This is a genomic window from Ferruginibacter sp. (assembly GCF_049840995.1).
In the GTDB taxonomy this organism is placed as follows: domain Bacteria; phylum Bacteroidota; class Bacteroidia; order Chitinophagales; family Chitinophagaceae; genus Ferruginibacter.
This window is the reverse complement of record NZ_JASGIP010000003.1, coordinates 527,495-545,366: the sequence shown is the minus strand read 5'-3', so window position 1 is coordinate 545,366 and position 17,872 is coordinate 527,495. Positions and strand designations below refer to the sequence as shown.

Here is a 17,872-nt window from a genome sequence, read left to right as displayed (position 1 = left end):
CACTTTTGTGCAATGGCTGCAAAGGTAATAAAAAAGATGCCCCCTCCGCCCCCTGAAGACAGACCAATGCGGAGACCCAAATGAAGATCGAAATATATAAAACAAACTAAATCGGTTTAAAGCAAAACTGGGCAATAGGATGGAGGCGAAAGACGTTTTAAAAGCTTATAACCTCAATGAAAAACAGCATATCAAACATGTCCTCCTTTTGGGGATAGGGGCGTATGAAAAAAATTAAATATTTCTATAACACTAATACGCTCCGCTACGAGAAGCTGGTTACCCCTTTACGGGTAAAATTGCTGCGGATATTTGGTTTCCTTTCTGCGCTGGCCGTTAGTTGCCTTATCATTATCAGTTTATATACCAAATTCTTTCCCAAAGCTGCCGATAAAATGGTGCAGCTGAAATATGATAATTTAAAAGATAATTACGCTGTACTGGGCGATAAAGTAAAAGTGCTGCAGTTGCAGATGGCCGAACTGGAAAAAAGGGATAATGAAGTTTACCGTTCCATTTTTGAGGCCATGCCTTTAACCGACAGTGCCCGTACCAAGATGATCGAGCAGAAAAAAGAACTGGAAAAGATCAACCTGAAGAACGAGGACGAATTGGGTACAGATATTGCCAAAACACTCAATAATATTACGGCACGTGTGGCTTACCAGTTTGAAAGCTATGGTGTAATTGAAAAACTCATCAACAACCAGGAAAATAAGCTGGCCAGCATCCCTGCCATTCAGCCCGTTAGCAATAAAGAACTGACCAGGATCGCCAGTGGTTTTGGTTACCGTATACATCCTATTTATGGTATTGCTAAAATGCACAATGGCCTTGATTTTACGGCACCACAAGGCACACCTATCTATGCCACCGGCGATGGTACGGTTACCACGGCCGGTATGGGTACGGGTACGGGTAACCACGTGGTGATCAATCATGGTTATGGCTACGAGACGGTGTATATGCACATGGTACGTATAAAGGCGCGGGACGGGCAAAAGGTAAAACGTGGTGAAGTAATAGGATGGGTGGGCAGCACCGGCGCCAGTACAGGGCCGCATTGCCATTACGAAGTACATATCAATGGTTCGCCGGTTGACCCCGTATACTTTTTCTTTAATGATCTGAATGCCGAGCAATACGACCGGGTGCTTAAAATTGCTGCCACTGGCAGTGCCAAAAGTTTTGATTAATTTTACTGCATGCCACTTAACCAGATAGCTTTTGATTTTGATGCAGCACCGGTTGAAAAAGAACCGGAAATGGAACCTGTTGTGGTAACGGCAGTAAATACTATGGAGCCAAGTGCCACCATAATAGATCTTACCGAAGTAGAAGAGATCAGTGAAGTAAGTGTTGCAATAATTCCTAAAAAGACCAATAAAAAAACCACCCGTGGCCGCATGAGCCTGAAAGATATGGAAGCGGGAGTGGACCTTATTGAAGTGCCGGAAGATGAGGTGTTGTTTGAAAAAATGTATTACCCCATTGGTACTGTGGCGGAGATGTTCAAAGTGAACCAGAGCCTGGTGCGTTTTTGGGAAAATGAATTTGATATCTTAAAACCTAAAAAGAACGGCAAAGGCGACCGCCTGTTCAGGCCGGAAGATGTAAAGAATTTAAAACTCATTTATCATTTACTGCGGGAAAGAAAATATACCATTGAAGGCGCCAAGGAATTTTTAAAGAATAATAAAAAGGCAGACGAAAAATTTGCCATGATAGAATCACTGAAAAAATTAAAAGGATTTTTAAATGAATTAAAAGCAAACCTCTGATCCTTACCAGGCCTTCTTTCTTCATTTACCTTACCTTATTTTCAAAAAAATAATTATCAACGGATGAAATTTATAACAGCATTTTTGTTTTGCAGCATTATAGCCGGCAATGTACATGCGCAGGCCCAGTACGAATTGAGCAGCGACGAAAAACACCCGGAACAGCATGTGATGCGGGGGTTCATCAATAAATACCTGGTGCAGAATGATACATCGTACAAATGGTACGGCAGCAGCCAGGGGTATTATAAACCCGATACTGCAACGCTGAATGCATTTGAAAGAACAAAAAATAAAGTGCAATTCGTAGTATTCGGTGGCACCTGGTGTGAGGATACCCAGTTCATAATACCCAAGTTCTTCAAGCTGCAGGAAATGGGTGGCGTTGCCGATACAGCCATTACATTTTTTGGGGTGAACCGGGCCAAAAAATCATTGGGCAGCATTGCCGATGCATTCAATATAGTGAATGTGCCTACCATTATTGTGATGAAGGATGGGAAAGAAGCAGGCCGTGTAGTGGAATATGGTAAAACCGGCAAGTGGGATAAAGAATTAGCAGAGATACTAAACACTTTATAACTCCTATGGATATACTAACAAAAAAGCAGGAAAGTTTTTGCGAAAATGTGGGCCTGTTCGGCGTACTGATTTCCGGCGCCTGCCTTATTCAGCAACTTATACTGATGAATGAACACTGGATAAATTTCATCGTGTTTGGTGTATATATTCTCTGCATTACCGGTTTTGTTTTACTCATGAAAAAATCTACAACAGCTTCCATATTGCTTTTGATAGGCGGTATATTGGTTTTTTTACTGGAAGCATACATGATACTCAGTCTTACCTATTCGCTGGTGTTGCTGGTGTTACTGGTATACATGGTGATAGTGGTTACCCTGCTGTATATGGACGGCATAGAAAAACAACTGAAAAGAAATGATGCTGCAAAGAAAGCAGAAGCAGCAAAATGGGACAGGGTTGTGTGATCATTCTGCAGCAGCGGGTGGCTTGCTAATAAAATCCTCCGGCGTATAACTGTTGCTCATGGCCACTTTATTTTCCTCCAGTACTTTTTTTATAAAGAAGTAATAATTTTCCCGCAGCGATACAAAATCTTCCATGGTAACAGGATGCGTAAAGTATTCTGCCTTGATGATGTTGCCCGACTTATTGATCTCGGTAAGATGCACGGTGCAGGAAGTGATATGATCTGTATCGGCCATCATTTTTTCTTTAATGATGTTGATCACCGTTTGTATGGCGGCTGCTGAAGTGGTTGCTGCCAGCTCCAGCTTTATTTCTGCACGGCGGTGGGTGCGCATGCTCCAGTTGTCTACAATACTGTCCACCATTTGTTTATTGGGTACAGTAACCAAAGTTTTATCGCCGGTGCGTATACGGGTGCTGCGCAAGCCAATTTTTTCTACGGTGCCCGATACATCATTTACTTTTAAAGTGTCGCCTGCTGTAAAGGGCTTATCAAAAAATATGATGAAAGAAGCGATGAGATTTTCCAGGCTTTCTTTTGCAGCCAGTGCAACAGCAGCGCCCACAATACTTAAACTGGTAAGCAGGTTGCCAATGGGTTGATTGAAACAGGCTTTTATCAGCATCAGTAAACCAATGATGCCCACCACCACTTTTAAAAAATCGCGGAAAAAGAATCACGAGTTGATCATGTGCTTTATCGGGTGTAATGCTGGCGTTCTGTTCCAGTACCAATGCAATAAAATCTATCACCCGTAATAAAAATCTTGTAAAAGCAACGATGATGATGCCAATGCCTAGCCTGGTAAGTATATCATCAATAGCATGACCATATATTTTATATTGCCATTCCGCGGGAAAATTTAATTTATCGATGGCGAATACGGCTATCAGCAGCACCAGCAGCCATTCCAGCGGCTCCACCACCAGGTCAATAAAATTTTGTTTGGCTACGCCTTTCCACAGATTTTGAAAAATGCGGTACAATACAGCGGCAATGTAGCGGGAAAAATAACGCTTTAACAGCAGCATCACTAAAATAGTGCCTGCAACAATGCAATAACTCCGGATGGTATTGTCTAAAATGATCTTGTCTAAAAAATCCATGCAATAAAGGTAGAAAAAAAGTCAGGAGTTATAAGTGATGAGTTATGAGTTTTGTGAATTAGGGTAATGAAAATGGCGGAACGTGAGACGTGAGAAATTTTAGGATTGCAAGATACAAAGCTTTTGTAAACTTAAGAGCTGCCACTCACTATTGACCACTCACCACTCACTTTACAAGGTAGATATAAATGCCATCCTCTTTAAGCAAATATACTTTTCCATTACTGGCTTTAATAGCAGAATAGCCTTTAAAGAAAGCGGGCAGGCGATATTGTTTCAATGTAAAAGAGTTCAGTTCGTAGCTCAGCAGTTTGTTGTCGGTAAAGCCGTACATATTTTTTTCGGATACGGCAACATTGGTCCAGTTTAAAAAAGGCAGGCGGTTTTTGAAAGAGCCGTAATAATCAAAAATGTAAAACCCTTTGGCGGTATCGTAGAGGTAAACAAAATTTTCTTTGTCGGTTATCTGAATCGGCGCCGGCACCGAGTCGAACAACATCCTGAAGTCGGTGGTCTCCAACAGGGTGCTGCCATCCTCATCTATCTTTTTCAGTTTATAATTCTGTTCATCAAATAACCAGATATTGTTATCGTAAGAGGTAGAAATAGTACTGACAGAAAAAATATTCTTTTTACGAAAGTTGATGGTGTTGCGGATATTCAGGAACCGGTCTAAAACCACCAGCGTTGAAAAATTCTTGTAGTATAACAGGAGCTTTAAGGGATTGGTAACGTCAATGGACGAAAGTGTGCCGTAACGTTTTACATCATTGTACACGCCTACCGAATCGCCATTACCGTTTATTTTTTTTAATTGATTATTATCATTAATGAGATAAACATTATCAAGATTGTCCACGGCAAAATCTACAAATTTGCCTTTGATGGTCTTTACATAAGCAAAGGAAGAATCGCTTTGTGCATGCGTTACCTTGGCTGTAATGCAGCAAATTAAGGCGATTGATATGAATCTTTATTCTTTTCAAATCTGTTTTTTAGTCTTCTCCATTTTCCCCTTTAGGAAGTTGGAGTATAATATTTCAGTTCCAGGTTGTTGCCATCAAACACAGCATAGCTGTCGTACTTTATCCAGTCGCCTAAATTAATGTAAAGGCTGCCTCCGGGTAAGTTAAAATTTATAGGCAAATGCCGGTGACCAAAAATAAAAAAATCGTAGTGTTCTTTTTGTAAAACTTCTTTGCAGTAAATGATCAGCCATTCTTTTTCTTCGCCTAAAAATTTTTCATCCGTGTTGCCCGCCTTGGCCCGGCTTTTACGGCTGAAGTAATTGGCGGTGCCAATGCCTACCTGTGGAGGTACGATACCAAACAGCCATTGGCAGAATTTATTACGGAATATTTTTTTAATGAATTTATAACCATGATCACCGGGTCCCAGCCCATCACCATGACCCACTAAGAACTTTTTCCCGTTATATTCAAATGGTTTTGGCTCAAAGTAAACGGGTATGTTCAGTTCTTTTTGAAAATAATCTTTCATCCACATATCGTGGTTACCCACAAAAAAATGAACGGGTATACCACTGTCGGTAATTTCGGCCAGCTTGCCCAGTATGCGTACATAACCTTTGGGTACCACCAGCTTGTATTCGTACCAGAAATCAAAAAGGTCGCCTACGATGAATATTTCCGCCGCATCTTTTTTTATATCATCCAGGAACTGCACGATCTTTCTCTCCCGATCCAAACTTGATTTTGCATCAGGAACACCGAGGTGAAAGTCGGAGAGGAAGTAGACCTTTTTATCAGCTGGGATCTGCATCAGGCCTGTGGTTTATTTTTCTGCTGCATGTATTGTAAAATATCGCCGGAACTTACTTCGGGCAAGCCATCCACACTGCCATTGAACCAGTATATCCAGGCCGTGTATGCTGCTCCGTTACATTGTATGGTTGCCAGCTCTCTTTTATAGAGGGGCGTTTCTCCTGCTTCCACATTCAGGCCTTCATAATCATCCAGCTGGTAAATAGCATAATCGAATTCTGCAGCATTATTAATGCCATACAATTCGCCAATGATAGTATGATCTTCGGCAGCGATCGCAACCGGGTATTCGCCCATATCGTACAATTTACCTTGCACAGAAGCATTACCTATTAAATGAAAATACTTTGACAGGTACTGATAAACAGGATGCTGAAACCCGCTGCGGAGGGAGCCATATACAAACAGGTGATGGGTTTCGTTGTTCATTGTGCAGTAAAGGTAGCCGTTAAAAATTACGCTTCCACCAAAAAGCAATACACTTCTTTGGGCCCGTGTACGCCTGTAACCAGTGTTTTTTCAATATCTGCCGTACGGCTGGGGCCACTGGCAAAAGTGATGAGCGAAGGTATATTGCCCGCATATTTTTCTTTCATCAGCTGCAATGCATCTTTAATATCGTACACCAGCTGGTTGGTATAAGCAATACAGATATGTACCGGAGCATATACACTGGTGGTTCTGCCGCTTTGCTGAGCTGCGCTCATTACAATAGTACCGGTACGGGCCACTAAAAATTCGCAGCCGGTTACAGAAGCATCGCAGCCGGCCAGGTTAATGGTGTTGCTGAATGCAGCATTCCACTTATCCTCGCTGCAATAGATCTTGGTCCATTCTTTTTCGGTAATCAGTTTTTGCACCTGCTGCAGCATATCGTTCTCGTTGATGCAGAATGCAAACTTGCCCTGCAGGTTCACAAACTCGCCTGCAAACACCACTTCCAGGTCGTCGGGGGCGGAGGGAACACACTGTTATTGCCCTCGCTTTGCGGAAACGGCAAAGGCGCCGGATTACTCAGCGCCTGCCTTATTCTTTTTAAAATATTTTCTTTTGCCGGAGATACGGTCATAATATTACATCTGGTTGTTTATCGCATCAATATCTTTTATACCGGTAGTGGTATTGTCACTCACGCCATTTCTTGCTGCTTCTTCCTCAGTGATGTCCAATGGCTTTTTTTCTTCAAAAGGCCTTTTGCCTATCAAGGCTTCCACATCGCTCTTGAACAATACTTCTTTCTTCAGCAATTCTTTCGCCAGTTTTTCTACATCTGCTTTTTTCTCTGTCAACAGGTTCTTTGTTTTTACATACGCTTCATCTATCAGCTTACGTACTTCCTGGTCGATCATTTTACCGGTTTCCTCGCTGTAAGGTTTGGTAAAATAATTTTCCTGTGCAGGATCGTAAAAGCTGATATTACCCACTTTATCGTTCATACCATACACGGTAACCATGCTGTAAGCGATCTTGGTTATCTGCTGCAGATCATTGCTGGCGCCGGTGCTTATTTTACCAAAGAAGATATCTTCGCTGGCCCTTCCACCCAATGTCATACATATCTGGTCCATCAGCTGATCGGTATTGTAGAGGTACTGCTCTTTAGGCGTATACTGTGCATAACCCAATGCCGCACTGCCCCTTGGTACCACGGTCACCTTTAATAACGGGTACGCATGTTCGAGATACCAGCCACAGATAGCATGACCTGCTTCGTGGTATGCAATGATCTCTTTTTCTTCGGGAGATATGATCTTGTTCTTCTTTTCCAAACCACCTATCACCCTGTCTATCGCATCCTGGAAGTCGCTCATATCCACCGCCTCTTTATTTTTCCTGGCGGCTATCAGTGCAGCTTCGTTGCACACATTGGCAATATCTGCACCGGCAAAGCCTGGTGTCTGTTCGGCCAGTTTATGAATATCCAGTGTTTGCGAGATTTTAATTGGTTGCAGGTGCACTTTAAAAATAGCTTCCCTTCCCACCAGGTCGGGCCTGTCGATGGTGATCTGCCTGTCGAACCTGCCCGGGCGCAATAAAGCGCTGTCCAGTACATCGGGCCTGTTGGTGGCTGCAAGAATGATGATACCCAGGTCGGTACCAAAACCATCCATTTCCACCAAAAGCTGGTTCAGGGTGTTTTCTCTTTCGTCATTGCTCATCATCACATTTTTACCCCTTGCACGGCCAATAGCATCTATTTCATCAATGAAAATGATACAAGGCGCTTTCTCTCTTGCCTGTTTAAACAGGTCCCTTACACGGCTGGCACCCACACCCACAAACATTTCCACAAAATCGCTACCGCTTAAGCTGAAGAAAGGTACCTGTGCTTCGCCGGCCACTGCTTTTGCCAGCAATGTTTTACCGGTGCCCGGAGGACCTACCAGTAAAGCGCCTTTAGGGATCTTACCACCGAGGGCAGTATATTTTTTAGGATTCTTTAAAAAATCAACGATCTCCATTACTTCCACCTTGGCTTCATCCAGGCCGGCCACATCATTAAAGTTGATGTTGACACGGGTACCTTTTTCAAACAAAGTGGCTTTTGATTTGCCAATGTTGAAGATGCCGCCTGGTCCGCCACCACCGCCTGGTCCGCCTACTTTACGCATCATCAGTACAAACAACAGGCCTATCAGCAATATTGGTAATAAAGTGGTGATGATCTGCCCGAACAATTCTCCTTCGGTATCAAAACTGCTGGGCACTTTTACTACAGTAGGATTTGTTTTGTACAACTCATCATTCATCAGTGTTTCAAAAGTTTTTGGATCACCGATGGTAAAATATAACTGGGGCGCTTTTGCTTTTTTTATAGCATCGTATTTTTTAGCGGGTTCATCCAGTGCCACTGTTTTATAGAATGGCTCATTGGCTGCAATGCTTTCTGGTTTTACAAAGATCCTTACCAGTGCAGGGGTTTTATTGGATATAACGACGATCTTTTCCACGTCGCCCTGTTTCACCATTTCGTAAAACTTTAATTTATCGGTAGCTATACCATCTCCGCTTACACCACGTACCATATTCCAGGCTACAATGGCCACAAACAGGATCCCGTATATCCAGTAGATATTTACCCGGCTCTTCTTTTTAGGATCTTCGCCCGTTGGCGGAGTGTTCTCCGGTCCCATTTTTTTATTGGTATTTTGCTGGTTCATATTATTTGCCATGTTATTGAATTCTTGAACTTACTATTGATTACTTGCTATGTAGACGAACGTAAGTGGTTATTGTTTTAATTAAGCTGAACTATTTGCTGGCTAATTTAATCATTGTGTTCCATACCTGACGCATCGCTCCACATTTCTTCCAGCTGGTAAAATTTGCGGGGTTCGGGCAGCATTACATGTACTACAATGTCCACATAATCTATCAGTATCCATTGCTGCGCCTGCCTGCCCTCGTGCTTATAGGCTGCCTCACCGCATTTTTGCTTTACCTCTTCTTCTACAAAATCGGCAATGGCTTTTATTTGCGTATTACTGTTGGCCTGGCAGATGATGAAAAAATCAGCTACCGCTTCAGGTATTTTCCTGAGGTCGAGGCTGATGATATTTTCGCCTTTTTTATCCTGGATCGCCTTAATGATGGTTTTGAAAATTTTACTGTTGCGGGTAAGCCTTGTTACACTGGTTTTTTTCCGGGTATTTAAAACGTTAAGATGGTTCAAATGAAAATATATTTTTGATTTAATGCAGCAATAACGCCAATATTAAACTTTTGTTATTTACCTATCAGCGTGTAGCTTGCAAATAATAACAAAAGTAACAATTCTTTGTCATTTGATTTAGTATGACTAAACCTGGTTTTTTCAAAATATTGGACAGTGTTGACAGTACCAACAATTATGCCATGGCATTGGTTCGTGAAGGATTGGCAAGGCATGGTATGGCCTTTGCTGCCCGCGAGCAAACTGCAGGCAAGGGGCAAAGGGGCAAAAGCTGGCAAATGCAGCCTGGGCAAAGCATTGCAATGAGCCTTACTTTAAACACCGATAAGCTGAAAATAAACCAGCAGTTCTGCCTGAGCATGCTGGTGGCCCTGGCCGTGACCGATTTTTTTAAAAAATATGCCGGTAAAGAAACTTTTATAAAATGGCCTAACGACCTGTATTGGCGTGACAGAAAGGCAGGAGGTATTTTAATTGAAACGGTATACAAAGGCCCTGTGTGGAAATGGGCCGTGGTGGGTATTGGCATCAATATTAATCAAAGCAGCTTCCCGGGTTCGTTGCCCAACCCTGTTTCGTTACAGCAGGTAACCGGTAAAGAATATGATGCTATTGAACTGGCCGCCGAACTGCATGCGCTCCTGATGGAACGGGTGGATACATTTTCGGCCACTGCTGCAACTAAAATACTGAAAGAATACAACCGCCGCCTGTATAAAATAAATCAAACGGTAAAGCTTAAAAAAGCGAATGCGGTATTTAAAACAACGGTAAAAGGTGTTTCGGCGAACGGGCAGTTACTTACAGAAGATACGATGGAGCGGCAGTTTGAATTTGGCGAAGTGCAGTGGGTATTATAATTCTTCCGCAGCCCTGGCCTCCACTTCAAACTTATTGTTGTAGTAACCTTTTTTTACACTTTCCCACAGGTATTTAATGATAAAGCCGGCATACCCATGCTGTTTGAATTGTTGTACGTGGCAAAGTTCATGCTTTACCCACCTGCTGTTCTGTAAAAATTCCTCTTTAGTGGTATTGTACAGGTGAATAGTTTTGCCCAATACCATGGCAACACTATCGGTGCCCAGTTTTTTTGCGGCAACTTTTGCCAGCCAGGAGTTTTCCCTGATATGATATTCAGTTGCTGTCAAAATTATTTTTAGTTGTTTGGGGCGCCACTATCGATCCAGCAAATAAAGGCATTGATCTGCGGCTGAGTGATAGTACCGCTCTGCGGCATAATGCCCGCCAGTATCTGCGCCCTGATGCTGGCTTTTTTGGCATTCACTTCGGCATAGGTGGTCAATGGGCCGCCGGTGTTTGTACTGCCGCTTGCGTGGCAATTACTGTTGATAGAACAAACGGTATTGAGGATAGGTTGTACATCGGCAGTAAAAGAGGGTGTGATACCATTGCAGGAAAAAGTTATTCCTCCTGAACCACCTCCGCCTGTTGTATCCTTGCTTTTACTGCAGGCGGTAAAAATTGTAATGCCTGCAGCAATGGCTGCAGTAAGCAAAGCTGTTTTTTTCATTTGCAGAGGTTTGAAGCTTTACTTAGTTAACGCTTCTCCTGCTCAATAAGTTGCCATGCTTTTAATATTTCTTCGGTATGCTGCTTGTTCCGGGGCTTTAAAAATATTTTTTTAACAATTCCTTTTTCATCTATCAAAAAAGTAGTGCGGTGCAGGCCCATATAATGCCTGCCATACAATTGTTTTTCGCCCCATACGCCGTATTTATCAATGATACTGTGATCGGGGTCGGCTATTAAGGTAAAAGGCAGGTTGTATTTTGCCTCAAACTTTTTGTGTTTTTTTTCTTCATCAGGGCTTACACCCAGTACTACAATACCATTGCTCTTCAATAATCCAAAATTATCCCGCAGGTTACAGGCCTGCACGGTGCAGGTAGGTGTATCATCTTCTGGATAAAAATACAGCACCACTTTTTTGCCTTTAAAATCCGCCAGTGATACGGTATTACCGTTTTGATCTTTGCCTTTGAATGTGGGCGCTTTTGAACCTTCTGTTATTGATGTCATCTTTATATGTTAATTAGTTTATTTGTTAACTGGTTAATTGGGGGAAGATGCTTTACTAATAAACTGATCAACCAATTAACCAATAAACTATCTGGTAAAATGATAAACCTTCTCCATTATATTCCCCACCTGGTCGGTGGCAGTAATTTTTAATTCATGCTCGCCGGGTTGGCATTTGTCGTCGAAAATATAAACAAATGTTCTGCCTTTATCATTGGTAAAACGCAGCCAGTTGCCATCGAGCGTAGCGGTAAAATTCTCTATCTCTTCGGTGTTGTCCAGTACAACAAATTTCAGCGCTGTAAGTTTAGCTGCATTCATCCCGTCTTTAAAACCAACTGGTGTAATAGTGGGTGGTATGGTATCGATCATCAGCTGAAAATTGCCAAAATCCCTGGAAGCCCCTTCGTACCAGCCATTTTTTTCTGTTGCTTTAGCATAATCATCCTTGTTGTTATAAAAACGGTGCAGCACCATCTTATCCGGCAACGGTGAGGTAGCTTTTATTTTTACAGTAAAATAACTGTGCACCGGCACGCTGGTATTATGCAATTGAAAAATGGTATAGCCACCAGGCACAGGGGTTTCTTTGTACTGGAAATGAATGGAGTCGTACAAGGCATTTTCCGGCAGGTAAAAACTGATATTGCTGTTCTCAAAAAGATTGATGAAACCGGGCGCAAAGCTTCTTGCAAAGGGCGCATTATTTTCTTTAGGCTTTGCCACAAAAGCCGGGCTGCGGCTTACTTTAAATTCCAGCACCGAAGTGTTTTCATAAGCGTCTTTTACCACGATCTTTATATTGTGCACACTGTCATCTTCCAATGAAATAACACCATCACTTGCAAAATCTTTATAAATGCCCTTGGTATAGCCGGGCAATCTTGATAAGTGTTCAATAAAAGGTCCGCCGCTGCTTCTTAATTTATAATCGATATGTGCATTTAAATAACGGGTCTCGTCATACGAAATACTGTCTATCTGGAAACCGCTTACCGGTGTTTCATTATCATAGATCACAGCTTCATAAATACCATTGCGGTTGTTGGAAGCATTGTAACGGTCAAAAGCAGCAATGCCAAAACTCACCCGATCTGTATTAGTAACTATTGAATTGGGCGATATGCTGTAAACACCTTTTACTTTTTTTACGGCAAACATTTTAGCTGTTTGCTCATAAGTGCTGGTGCAGCGGTCGTACATCGCCAGTTTTAAAATATCCGGCGCTACATTATCCGGCAGCGGAAAACCGAATAAGGAAGGATTGAGTACTTTATCTGACCTGGTATCCCTTATCTCAAAATGAACATGCGGGCCCTGCGAGCCGCCGGTGCTGCCGCTGTAGGCAATAAAATCGCCTTTTTTTACCGGGAAAAGATCGGCAGGGATATCTAAAAAAACTTTCCAGCTTTTTAAACGGTACTGCTGTTCGGTTACATATTTTTCCAGGGCAGGATTAAAATTATTGAGGTGCGCATACAAAGTGGTCAACCCGTTGGGGTGATTGATATAGATGGCGCGGCCAAAACCAAAGGGCTCGATCTTTACTTTGGCAATATAACCATCGGCTGATGCCACCACCTGCAGGTTCTGTTTTTGATCGGTACGGCAATCCAGCCCCATGTGGTAGTGATTGGGCCGCAGCTCTCCAAAATTGGCCACAATACCCTTGGTAGCTATTACCACAGGCCATTCAAAATAATGCTGCGGGTATTTTTTAGGAGGAAAAGATTGTGCATGTACGGACGCCGAAACCAAACAAATCAACACGCATGCAACTGATTTACTGAAATTCATATCTACAATTATAGTGCAAATCTAATTTTTAAATCAATTGTAACAGCATGTCTTTGATATGTTCAGCAGAACGCCGGAGGCATGCGCCCCTGAAATAACCCTCGCTTTTAAAACAACGGTTAAACACCCCAAAGTGTGCTTATTATTTTGCACACTTTTTTTATTTACAGCATTTACAATTACTTTTGCACGCCCGAAAGAGGCGATACAGATATGCCAAAAGACAATTCCATTAAATCAGTACTTATTATCGGCAGCGGCCCCATCATTATCGGCCAGGCCTGCGAATTTGATTACAGCGGTACCCAGGCCGCCAGGAGCCTTAGAGAAGAAGGCATAGAAGTGATCCTTATCAACAGCAACCCGGCCACTATTATGACGGATCCCATGATGGCCGATAAAGTATACCTGCTGCCACTGACCGTGGAAAGTATTGAACAGATACTGGAAGAAAATAATATTGATGCAGTATTGCCCACCATGGGCGGACAAACAGCCCTCAACCTTTGTAAAGAGGTAGATGAACTGGGTATTTGGGAAAAACATAATGTAAGATTGATCGGGGTAGACATTAAAGCCATCGATAAGGCCGAGGACAGGGAAAAATTCCGTTTGTGGATGATAGAAATGGGCATACCCGTTTGCCCTGCAAAAATTGCCAACTCATTTTTAGAAGGAAAAGAATTTGCACAGGAAATAGGCTTTCCGCTGGTATTGCGCCCCTCGTTTACGCTGGGCGGTACAGGCGGTGGCATTGTATTTAAGAAAGAAGACCTGGATGTTGCCCTCAACAGGGCACTTACTGCCAGCCCTGTACATGAAGTGCTGGTGGAAAAAGCGGTACTGGGCTGGAAGGAATTTGAACTGGAATTACTGAGGGATGCTGCGGATAACGTGGCCATCATTTGTACGGTGGAAAATTTTGACCCGATGGGTGTGCATACCGGTGATTCTATCACGGTAGCACCGGCCATGACGCTGAGTGATACTGCATTTCAGCTGATGCGTAACACAGCCATCCGTATGATGAGGGCGCTGGGCAATTTTGCCGGCGGATGTAACGTACAATTTGCACTGAACCCGCAAACAGAAGAGATCATTGTGGTGGAGATCAACCCGAGGGTAAGCCGTTCATCGGCGCTGGCCAGCAAGGCAACCGGTTATCCCATTGCTAAAATAGCCGCTAAACTGGCGGTAGGTTATAACCTGGATGAATTAAAGAACCAGATCACACAGTCCACTTCGGCCTATTTTGAGCCGGTGCAGGATTATGTTATTGTTAAGATACCACGCTGGAATTTTGATAAATTCAAAGGTGCAGATGATACATTGGGTTTCCAGATGAAATCGGTAGGTGAGGTGATGGGCATCGGCAGAAGCTTTGCCGAAGCGGTGCAGAAAGCCTGCCAGAGCCTGGAAAATGAAGCAGTAGGTTTGGGCTATTATGGCAAAAGCCTGATGCATGCGGATGAATTGATAGAATACATCAAGATACCAAAGTGGGACAGGATCTTCCGTATCAAAGACGCACTGATGGCGGGTGCCAGCGTAAAACGCATTTGCGAAAGCACTAAAATCGATCGCTGGTTTGTGTACCAGATACAGAAGATATGTGACTGTGAAAAAGAAATTGCGAAATACGATCTTAAAACTTTGCCCGATGCTTTGCTGAAAGAAGCAAAACTGTTAGGCTTCAGCGACGAGCAGATCGTACGCATTATGAAGGAAGAAGATGCAGAACAGATCTATGAAAGAAGAAAAGCCATGGGCCTTACCCGTGTGTTTAAAATGGTGGATACCTGCTCTGCAGAGTTTGAAGCAAAAACACCTTATTTCTATTCCACATTCGAGAACAGGGCCGCAGGTGAAACAAGCGTTGCCAGCAACGAAAGCAAACTGAGTGGTAAAAAGAAGATCATTGTACTGGGTAGTGGTCCCAACCGTATTGGCCAGGGTATTGAGTTTGACTATTGCTGCGTGCATGGTTTGCTGGCCATTAAAGAATCAGGTTACGAAGCCATTATGGTGAACTGTAACCCTGAAACAGTTTCAACGGATTTTGATATTGCAGATAAATTATACTTCGAGCCCGTTTTCTGGGAACACCTGTGGGAAATAATTGAGTACGAGAAACCGGAAGGGGTTATTGTACAGTTGGGCGGACAAACAGCCTTGAAATTAGCCAAACGCTTACACGAAAAAGGGATCAAGATCATCGGTACTTCCTTCGACAGCATGGATATTGCCGAAGACCGCGGCCGCTTCAGCGATATGCTGAAAGAGCTGAACATTCCTTACCCGATGTATGGCACGGCTTACAATACAGATGAAGCTATTGAAGTGGCTAACAGGGTGGGCTACCCTGTTTTGATAAGGCCAAGTTATGTACTGGGCGGACAAAGAATGCGTATCGTTATCAACGACGAAGACCTGGAAAAAGGCGTGTTGAGTTTGATCAAGCACTTACCGGGTAATAAAATTCTGATCGATCACTTTTTGGACCGTTGCCAGGAAGCAGAGATAGATGCCATTTTTGACGGCACCGATTTTCATGTGATGGGTGTAATGGAACATATTGAACCGGCAGGTATACATAGTGGTGACAGCAATGCGGTACTGCCACAGTTCAACCTTACACCGCTGGTGGTGCATACTATGGAAGAATATGCGGAAAAAATAGCACGCTCACTGAATATAAAAGGGCTGATCAACATACAGTTTGCCATTAAAGATGGTAATGTGTATGTGATAGAAGCCAACCCTAGGGCGAGCCGTACCACGCCATTCATTGCAAAAGCCTACCAGATACCTTACCTGAATGTAGCTACCAAGGTAATGATCGGTATTGCAAAACTGAAAGACTTTACTTTCAAGAAAAAACTGACAGGTTTTGCTATTAAAGAGCCGGTATTCTCTTTCAATAAATTCCCCGGTGTAAATAAAGAGCTGGGCCCTGAAATGAAAAGCACCGGCGAAGCGATACGCTTTATCAAAGACCTGCGTGATCCTTACTTCAGGCAATTGTATAAGGAAAGGAGTATGCACTTAAGCAAATAAAAATTTTAAAAGATAAGGTACCGGGCACGCAGAAACGCTGCCCGGTTTTTTTCAACCATATCTTTAAAAAAAGGAAGCATTACCTTGGGCAATGCCCCAGCCCTTAAGAATACCCGTTTATAAAACGGCCCCCTTTGTACGATTGCTGCTGCCCTTTGTTACCGGTATAACAATTCAATGGTATGCACAGTTACCTTTCGTAAGCATATTATTGGCAGTTACAGGGTTTGGTGCCGCTATTATACTTTTCAAATTTCTCCCTTTATCATTTCGTTTTAAGTTGCAGGCAGTACAGGGCATACTTATCAATTTGTTGCTGATAGCTTTTGGGTTGTTCATTACCTGGCAGAAGGATATACGGCACAGCAACAACTGGTATGGTAATTATTACAATGACTCCGGTTATATAATTGCCCGCATTGATGAGCCGCTGGTAGAGAAAGTGAAATCGTATAAAGCCAATGCTGTTGCCGAAGCTTTTGTAACCGCAGATAGCACTATTGCCTGCACCGGAAATTTATTATTGTATTTTTCAAAAGACAGTGCTGCGCAGCAACTGCATTATGGCGACCGGGTATTGCTGAATAAAAAATTACAACCAATAAAAAATTCCGGTAATCCCGGTGCGTTTAATTATGAGCAGTATGCGGCTTTTCAGCAATTGTTCAACAACGCTTTTTTAAAAGAGAAAGACTGGATATTGCTGCCACAAAAAAATGTCAACGCATTTAAGCAATTCATTTATGCTGCAAGGGAAAATATTTTAAACAACCTGCGCAAAAATATCAACACCGGTAAAGATGAGCTGGGTATTGCCGAAGCATTGCTCATCGGCTATACCAACGACCTGGATAAAGACCTGGTACAGGCTTACAGCAATACCGGCGTGGTGCACATTATTGCTATATCAGGTATGCACCTGGGATTGATCTATGTATTACTGGTGTGGCTATTTGCAAGGATACCATTAGTAAACAGGTCGAAGTTATTGCAGGTGGTATTGATATTAAGTTGCCTTTGGTTATTCTCCTTGCTTACAGGTGCATCGGCATCGGTATTGCGCTCGGCAGTAATGTTCACTTTTATTACTATCGGGAACAATATTTCTAAAAAACCATCCATTTATAATTCACTGGCGGCCTCAGCATTCACGTTGCTTTGCTACGATCCTTATTTTTTATGGGATGTAGGTTTCCAGTTATCGTACCTGGCAGTAGTTGGGATCATTATTTTTCAAAAACCTATCTACAACCTTATTTACATAAAAAATAAATGGATCGATGCTGTATGGAAACTGGTGGCAGTTTCGTTGGCGGCACAAATACTCACGTTCCCGGTATGTATCTATTATTTTCACCAGTTCCCTAATTTGTTTTTGTTGACCAATATTGTTGCCGTACCGCTTTCCAGTATCATTCTATATGCAGAGATATTTTTGGTGGCTTTTTCGTGGATACCTTTTGTAGGTATATGGGCCGGAAAAATAACGGGCTGGCTGGTTGGGCTGATGAACAGAGATCATCCTTACCGTAAACCATCTTCCTTTTGCAGTGTGGGATCAATTACCTGCCAGTATCTTTTCTACTATACTGTTGTATACAATTGTAATTGCAACCAGTACATGGCTGATACATAAAAAC

19 protein-coding genes are annotated in these 17,872 nt (G+C 42.7%); 7 read left to right on the top strand and 12 right to left on the bottom strand.

All coding sequences use genetic code 11. From position 1 onward, the window contains the following. Positions 1 to 224 precede the first annotated feature (224 nt). From QM738_RS03990 to QM738_RS03975, 4 genes are all read left to right on the top strand, one after another. Positions 225 to 1,196, top strand: coding sequence for a M23 family metallopeptidase (locus QM738_RS03990; protein ID WP_462275377.1), 972 nt, complete (start codon positions 225 to 227; stop codon positions 1,194 to 1,196). 9 nt (positions 1,197 to 1,205) lie between these two features. Further along, on the top strand, positions 1,206 to 1,781 hold the full coding sequence (locus QM738_RS03985; RefSeq protein ID WP_462275376.1) for a MerR family transcriptional regulator: 576 nt from the start codon (positions 1,206 to 1,208) through the stop codon (positions 1,779 to 1,781). Between the two features lie 63 nt (positions 1,782 to 1,844). After that, positions 1,845 to 2,363: a TlpA family protein disulfide reductase gene (locus QM738_RS03980; protein ID WP_462275375.1), complete on the top strand. Its 519-nt coding sequence runs from the start codon at positions 1,845 to 1,847 to the stop codon at positions 2,361 to 2,363. 5 nt (positions 2,364 to 2,368) lie between these two features. Then, on the top strand, positions 2,369 to 2,770 hold the full coding sequence (locus tag QM738_RS03975) for a hypothetical protein (protein WP_462275374.1): 402 nt from the start codon (positions 2,369 to 2,371) through the stop codon (positions 2,768 to 2,770). On the opposite strand, the gene QM738_RS03970 is transcribed toward QM738_RS03975, so the two are convergent. From QM738_RS03970 to rsfS, 8 genes are all read right to left on the bottom strand, one after another. After that, a complete protein-coding gene (locus QM738_RS03970) occupies positions 2,771 to 3,337 on the bottom strand; it encodes a mechanosensitive ion channel family protein (RefSeq protein WP_462276696.1) in 567 nt (188 codons plus the stop codon). It abuts the gene before it with no gap. Then, the gene (locus QM738_RS03965; protein ID WP_462275373.1) at positions 3,264 to 3,878 is read right to left on the bottom strand and encodes a hypothetical protein; all 615 of its coding nucleotides are present in this window, start codon (positions 3,876 to 3,878) and stop codon (positions 3,264 to 3,266) included. The genes QM738_RS03970 and QM738_RS03965 overlap by 74 nt, the downstream gene beginning before the upstream one ends. 166 nt (positions 3,879 to 4,044) lie before the next feature. Further along, positions 4,045 to 4,737 carry a hypothetical protein gene (locus QM738_RS03960; RefSeq protein ID WP_462275372.1) on the bottom strand — a complete coding sequence of 231 codons (693 nt, stop codon included), beginning with the start codon at positions 4,735 to 4,737 and terminating at the stop codon, positions 4,045 to 4,047. A gap of 158 nt (positions 4,738 to 4,895) precedes the next feature. Further along, positions 4,896 to 5,660, bottom strand: a complete 765-nt coding sequence (locus tag QM738_RS03955; RefSeq protein WP_462275371.1) for a UDP-2,3-diacylglucosamine diphosphatase — start codon at positions 5,658 to 5,660, stop codon at positions 4,896 to 4,898. Next, on the bottom strand, positions 5,660 to 6,091 hold the full coding sequence (locus tag QM738_RS03950; protein WP_462275370.1) for a gamma-glutamylcyclotransferase family protein: 432 nt from the start codon (positions 6,089 to 6,091) through the stop codon (positions 5,660 to 5,662). The genes QM738_RS03955 and QM738_RS03950 overlap by 1 nt, the downstream gene beginning before the upstream one ends. Before the next feature lie 26 nt (positions 6,092 to 6,117). Beyond that, the gene (locus QM738_RS03945; RefSeq protein ID WP_462275369.1) at positions 6,118 to 6,597 is read right to left on the bottom strand and encodes a LutC/YkgG family protein; all 480 of its coding nucleotides are present in this window, start codon (positions 6,595 to 6,597) and stop codon (positions 6,118 to 6,120) included. A gap of 138 nt (positions 6,598 to 6,735) precedes the next feature. Further along, positions 6,736 to 8,835 (bottom strand): ATP-dependent zinc metalloprotease FtsH, encoded by a 2,100-nt coding sequence (gene ftsH, locus QM738_RS03940; RefSeq protein WP_462275368.1) that lies wholly within the window; start codon positions 8,833 to 8,835, stop codon positions 6,736 to 6,738. A 95-nt stretch (positions 8,836 to 8,930) separates the two neighbouring features. Further along, positions 8,931 to 9,335 (bottom strand): ribosome silencing factor, encoded by a 405-nt coding sequence (gene rsfS / locus QM738_RS03935; RefSeq protein WP_462275367.1) that lies wholly within the window; start codon positions 9,333 to 9,335, stop codon positions 8,931 to 8,933. Positions 9,336 to 9,457: 122 nt separating this feature from the next. On the opposite strand from rsfS, the gene QM738_RS03930 reads away from it, so the two are divergent. Then, positions 9,458 to 10,195 (top strand): biotin--[acetyl-CoA-carboxylase] ligase, encoded by a 738-nt coding sequence (locus QM738_RS03930; RefSeq protein ID WP_462275366.1) that lies wholly within the window; start codon positions 9,458 to 9,460, stop codon positions 10,193 to 10,195. Here the strand turns inward: QM738_RS03930 and QM738_RS03925 are convergent. From QM738_RS03925 to QM738_RS03910, 4 genes are all read right to left on the bottom strand, one after another. Beyond that, positions 10,190 to 10,486: a DUF4157 domain-containing protein gene (locus tag QM738_RS03925; RefSeq protein WP_462275365.1), complete on the bottom strand. Its 297-nt coding sequence runs from the start codon at positions 10,484 to 10,486 to the stop codon at positions 10,190 to 10,192. The two genes, QM738_RS03930 and QM738_RS03925, sit on opposite strands and share 6 nt — an antisense overlap. Positions 10,487 to 10,494: 8 nt before the next feature. Then, entirely contained in the window at positions 10,495 to 10,869 is a 375-nt protein-coding gene (locus QM738_RS03920) for a hypothetical protein (protein WP_462275364.1), read from the bottom strand. Between the two features lie 26 nt (positions 10,870 to 10,895). Further along, positions 10,896 to 11,378, bottom strand: a complete 483-nt coding sequence (gene bcp, locus QM738_RS03915) for a thioredoxin-dependent thiol peroxidase (protein ID WP_462275363.1) — start codon at positions 11,376 to 11,378, stop codon at positions 10,896 to 10,898. Between the two features lie 87 nt (positions 11,379 to 11,465). Further along, the gene (locus QM738_RS03910) at positions 11,466 to 13,175 is read right to left on the bottom strand and encodes a M23 family metallopeptidase (RefSeq protein ID WP_462275362.1); all 1,710 of its coding nucleotides are present in this window, start codon (positions 13,173 to 13,175) and stop codon (positions 11,466 to 11,468) included. 135 nt (positions 13,176 to 13,310) lie between these two features. Here QM738_RS03910 and carB point away from each other — a divergent pair, with 135 nt between their 5' ends. Both carB and QM738_RS03900 read left to right on the top strand, forming a co-directional pair. Continuing rightward, positions 13,311 to 16,232: a carbamoyl-phosphate synthase large subunit gene (carB, locus tag QM738_RS03905; protein ID WP_462275361.1), complete on the top strand. Its 2,922-nt coding sequence runs from the start codon at positions 13,311 to 13,313 to the stop codon at positions 16,230 to 16,232. 91 nt (positions 16,233 to 16,323) lie between these two features. After that, positions 16,324 to 17,868, top strand: a complete 1,545-nt coding sequence (locus QM738_RS03900) for a ComEC/Rec2 family competence protein (RefSeq protein WP_462275360.1) — start codon at positions 16,324 to 16,326, stop codon at positions 17,866 to 17,868. Positions 17,869 to 17,872: the final 4 nt, after the last annotated feature.